This window comes from Vibrio sp. 1288, from assembly GCF_033344475.1.
On the sequence record NZ_JAWPOX010000443.1, the window covers coordinates 1 to 741 of the forward strand.

The 741-nt window shown below is 42.8% G+C and carries 1 protein-coding gene; it reads right to left on the reverse strand.

Features of this window, described 5'->3' with window-relative positions; all coding sequences use genetic code 11:
- On the reverse strand, window positions 1–555 hold a 555-nt coding region (locus tag R8O11_RS27280; protein ID WP_318194886.1), incomplete at its 3' end, for a cytochrome-c peroxidase.
- Window positions 556–741 lie beyond the last annotated feature (186 nt).

Below are 741 nucleotides of genomic sequence, written 5' to 3' on the forward strand. Positions count from 1 at the left end.
GTTACCTTTCAACCATAAATCGAATGGAGAGTTTGGCGTACGCAGCGTTTGTTCAAATGTTGCGATAGCATCGGTCACGTTATCAATGGTGATATTGTCGCTGCCATAAGCTTGTTGAAACCACTTGCGGTATTGAGGGATAGATTGAAGAGTGTCGACCGCGAGTTGGTGGGTAAATGCCATTTCCAATGGGTTTTCGATAGGGCCTGCGGCTTGCTCTTGCAGATCTTTCGCTCGCCCATTCCAAAATTGAACGAAATTCAAATCTGAATTAAACACCGTAGGTGAGTTGATTGGGCCAATTGACCATTTGTGACCAATTGAGCTTGGTAAGTTATCAACGCCACCTTTAGCGATGTTATGGCAAGAGTTGCAAGAAATGGTGTTCGACGCCGACAGTCTCGGTTCAAACCACAGCGTTTTACCCAATTCAATCTTTTTACTGTCGAGCCCAGAAATGGGTTCGATGACCTTGATGGGTTCGTTGGATTGACGTTCAGCATGGGCACAGAAAGACAATATAGATAAAACACTCACTGCGATAAGAGTTTTCATAATAACTTCCTTTTGACGTGATTTTCGACTCTCACTAGAGCGGCGCACTTCTTATGAAACCGCTGATAAAACAGCCGTTGGTGCGCTCGAAAATTACGGTATAGGAAAGGTGTTATTCGATAAAATGCAAAAATTCGATGGTTTTTATGGCAAAAAACGATGTTAAAAGTGATGAATTTTTGTACG